The organism is Aeromonas sp. HMWF014 (genome assembly GCF_963878295.1).
Lineage (GTDB): Bacteria > Pseudomonadota > Gammaproteobacteria > Enterobacterales > Aeromonadaceae > Aeromonas > Aeromonas popoffii.
In genome coordinates, this window is sequence record NZ_CAWNYS010000099.1 from 1 (window position 1) to 3691 (window position 3691).

Below are 3691 nucleotides of genomic sequence, written 5' to 3' on the forward strand. Positions count from 1 at the left end.
TCATCGTCGATGGCCAGGGTGAGCCGCGACTCTATGCCTGCGGCCAGCTCCCCGGCAATCGCCTGCAATCGCTCGCTTTGGGCCAGCAAGATGCTGGCTTCCTGGTGGATGCGGGTGCCCGCCTCCGTCAGCACGGGATAGCGGGCCGAGCGATCAAACAGCGCCAGCCCAAGATCTATCTCCAGGTTGGCGATGGCGGTGCTGACCACGGACTGCGACTTGCCCAGCTTGCGGGCCGCCGCCGAGAAGGAGCCCGTCTCTGCCGCCGCCAGCAGCGCCTTGAGTTGTTCCAGCGAGGGGTTCATCCAGTTGCTCCTGTCATGACCTGATTGCACACCAATCCATCTATTTTAACGATAGATACTAACGTGAACCTATCAGAAATTCGCGATAAATTGGCCACCATCGACACTCCGACACAGATAGATAGAGAGACAGACCATGCGTAATACCCGTGACCGCCTGCGCCACGCCATTGGCTTTGAACTGATTGGTCTGCTGATCGCGGCCCCCCTGGCAAGCTGGATCACTGGCGTAGGACTCCACCATATGGGACCGCTGGCATTGTTCTTCTCGGTGCTCGCCACCGTCTGGAACTACGTCTACAACATCGGGGTCGACAAGCTGTTGCTGAAGTATCAGGGCCATACCCACAAGACCCTGTGGCAGCGGGTGCTGCACACCTTCGGCTTTGAGGGCGGTCTGCTGATCGTCGCGCTGCCGGTCATGTCTTGGTGGCTGAGCGTCAGTATGCTGGAAGCGCTGGTGCTGGATCTGGGCTTCGTGCTGTTTTACCTGGTCTACGCCTTCATCTACAACTGGAGCTATGACAAGGTGTTCCCGATACCGGGTCAGGTGCAGCAGAACGCACTGGGTTAAGCGACAGGAAAACAGGGCAGGGACAACGAGGCACCATCATGCGACTGGCATGATGGTGCTGGAGGAGGGCAAGCCAGTCGGGCCTGCCGCAGCGCTCAGGCTTGCGCCTTCAGCGCTTCGGTCGGGACATCTGCCTCGGCCGACTCCTGGGTCAGCATGGCCTCAAGGTCGCTCTGGTACTGGTTCAGCAGGCGCTGGGCAGCCACCATGTCACCCTTGTGCAGACGCTCGAACAGATGGTGTTGCACCACGCCGTTGAGATACTCCACCGTGACGGGTTGCTCCAGGGCAGCCAGCAGCTCCTCTTTTTCCAGTTCGGCATTGATTTCATCGGCACTGGTACGCAGCAGACCAGCCAGTTGCACCAACATACGGCGCTCACCTTCGCGCAACAGGCTCAACATGCGGTTTCTCTGCTGCTCATTCTGTTGGGTCATACATTTCCTTACGTCGAATGGGAACAAGCCCGCTCATTCTGCCCTGTCCGTTTGACAGCGTCTATCTCATGCCCCCCACTTATTTGCATGTCGAGCCGATAAAGGCCGTCAGATGCTATTTGCCCCGTCGCTAGGTATAGTAGCCACTGGTTTACGGGCGCCTGACCGCCCCGCACAGACGAGAAATTTCACCATGACAGATGCCATTCTGGTGCTGTGCACCTGCCCGGATGAGGCCAGTGCCGACCTCATCAGCGAACACCTGCTGAACCAGCGGCTGGCGGCCTGCATCAATCAGCTGCCCGGTCTCACCTCCGTCTATCGCTGGCAGGGGAAGATAGAACGGGCACGGGAGATCCAGCTCATCATCAAGTCGCGGGCCTCCCTGTTCGAACTCTTGCGCCTATGCATCCTCAGCCATCACCCCTATGAGGTGCCGGAGATCCTGGCACTCCCGACAAGCCAGGGCCATCAGCCCTATCTCGACTGGTTAACACAGGAAACCTCATGACACTGTCTCGCCTGCTCTCCCCCCTGCTTGTGCTCTCTGCTCTGCTGCTGTCCACGCTGAGTGCGACGCCGGTTCAGGCCGGCAGTGACAGTCTGCTGAGCGCCCTCGGCATCGAGGCCAACGCCCAGCCCAAGTTTCTGAAAGCCGACGACGCCTTCGTCCTCGAGAGTGAACAGCAGGGCAACCAGTTGCTGCTGACCCTGCGCATCGCCGATGACTACTACCTCTACCGCCACAGCTTCCGCTTCCAGGGCGAGAACCTCGCCTTCAGCGAACCCGTCTTGCCCGCAGGGACCGAGCATCAGGATGACTTCTTCGGCAAGACCCGGGTCTACTACCGGGAGGGGCAGATCCCCGTCACCCTGACCGAGGCGGGCCAGCAGGCCAGCCTCACCGTCAGCTATCAGGGCTGCACCGACGGTCTCTGCTACCCGCCCACCGACAAGCAGATTGCGGTGCAGCCCCTTGTGGCCAGCACCCACGATGTCGCGCAGACCAGCATGGCTGAAGCCGCCAGCCCCCCTGCCAGCAGCCAGCAGGATCAGCTGGCCGCCGCCCTCGGCAGCCAGGGATTCTGGCTCAGCATCGCCGTCTTCTTCGCGCTGGGGCTGGGGCTCGCCTTCACCCCCTGCGTCTTCCCCATGTACCCCATACTGACCGGCATCATAGCCGGGGCGGGTCATCGTCTCTCCACCCGCCGCGCCTTCCTGCTCTCCTTCGTCTATGTGCAAGGGATGGCGGTGACCTATACCCTGCTCGGACTGGTGGTAGCGTCGGCGGGCTTGAAATTCCAGGCGGCGCTGCAGCACCCCTATGTGCTGATCGGGCTCTCCGTCATGTTCGTGCTGCTGGCACTCTCCATGTTCGGGCTCTACACCCTGCAACTGCCGAGCAGCCTGCAAACCCGGCTGTCCGGCCTCTCCAACCGCCAGCAGGGTGGCTCGCTACCCGGGGTCGGCATCATGGGGATGATCTCCGGCCTGGTCTGCTCCCCTTGCACCACGGCGCCGCTCTCGGGGGCGCTGATCTACGTGGCCCAGAGCGGCGATCTCTGGCTCGGCGGTGCGGCTCTCTATGCCCTGTCGCTGGGGATGGGGCTGCCGCTGCTGCTGCTCGGCACCTCGGGCGGCAAGCTGCTGCCCAAGGCCGGTGCCTGGATGGATATGATCAAGCAACTCTTTGGCTTTGCGCTGCTGGCGGTGCCCATACTGCTGCTGTCACGGCTGTGGAGCGATCAGATGGCCGCTCTGGTATGGCTGGGCTGGGGATTGGTACTGTGCGGCTATCTCTATCACCACAACCAGCATCAGAGTCACTCCGTGGGTCGCAGCCTGCGCGGCTTCGTACTCTTGCTAGTGATGATCAGTGCCGTGGTGGTGGGCAAGGACCTGCTGCTGCCCGAACCCGGCGTCAAGGCCAGCTCCGAGGCCCAGGCGCCCCAGTTTATCCGTATCAAGACCCAGGATGATCTCAAGGTGCAGCTGGCCGCCGCCCGCGGCAAGCCGGTGCTGCTGGACCTCTATGCCGACTGGTGTGTGGCCTGCAAGGAGTTCGAACACAAGACCTTTAGCGACCCGGCAGTGCGCGAGCGCTTCGGCCAGATGGTGCTGCTGCAGGCGGACGTCACCGCCAACGACGATGCCGATGTGGAACTGCTCAACGGCCTCAACGTGCTGGGGCTGCCGACCCTGATCTTCTTCGATCGCGCCGGCAACGAAGTGAGCGGCCAGCGGGTGACGGGCTTTATGGGGCCGGCCGAGTTTTTGGGTCAGCTCGACAAGTTGCGCTGAAAACAGCTGGCCCGGCCTCACGCCAGGGCCCAACGGTTAACCGCTGATTTTTCTGGCAATCCCTTGTATATGAT

5 protein-coding genes are annotated in these 3691 nt (G+C 61.8%); 3 read left to right on the top strand and 2 right to left on the bottom strand.

All coding sequences use genetic code 11. The features are described 5' to 3' along the window. Positions 1-305: LysR family transcriptional regulator (locus AAC083_RS03840; RefSeq protein ID WP_146181569.1), on the bottom strand; the 305-nt coding region annotated here is incomplete at its 3' end. 136 nt (positions 306-441) lie between these two features. Between AAC083_RS03840 and AAC083_RS03845 the strand changes: the two genes are divergently transcribed. Next, positions 442-879: a PACE efflux transporter gene (locus AAC083_RS03845; protein WP_042033790.1), complete on the top strand. Its 438-nt coding sequence runs from the start codon at positions 442-444 to the stop codon at positions 877-879. Positions 880-974: 95 nt separating this feature from the next. Here AAC083_RS03845 and AAC083_RS03850 read toward each other — a convergent pair whose 3' ends face one another. Then, on the bottom strand, positions 975-1316 hold the full coding sequence (locus AAC083_RS03850; protein WP_181364635.1) for a hypothetical protein: 342 nt from the start codon (positions 1314-1316) through the stop codon (positions 975-977). 193 nt (positions 1317-1509) lie between these two features. Here AAC083_RS03850 and cutA point away from each other — a divergent pair, with 193 nt between their 5' ends. Both cutA and AAC083_RS03860 read left to right on the top strand, forming a co-directional pair. After that, positions 1510-1827 (top strand): divalent-cation tolerance protein CutA, encoded by a 318-nt coding sequence (gene cutA / locus AAC083_RS03855; protein WP_042033792.1) that lies wholly within the window; start codon positions 1510-1512, stop codon positions 1825-1827. Next, the gene (locus AAC083_RS03860; RefSeq protein WP_108535852.1) at positions 1824-3617 is read left to right on the top strand and encodes a protein-disulfide reductase DsbD; all 1794 of its coding nucleotides are present in this window, start codon (positions 1824-1826) and stop codon (positions 3615-3617) included. The genes cutA and AAC083_RS03860 overlap by 4 nt, the downstream gene beginning before the upstream one ends. Positions 3618-3691 lie beyond the last annotated feature (74 nt).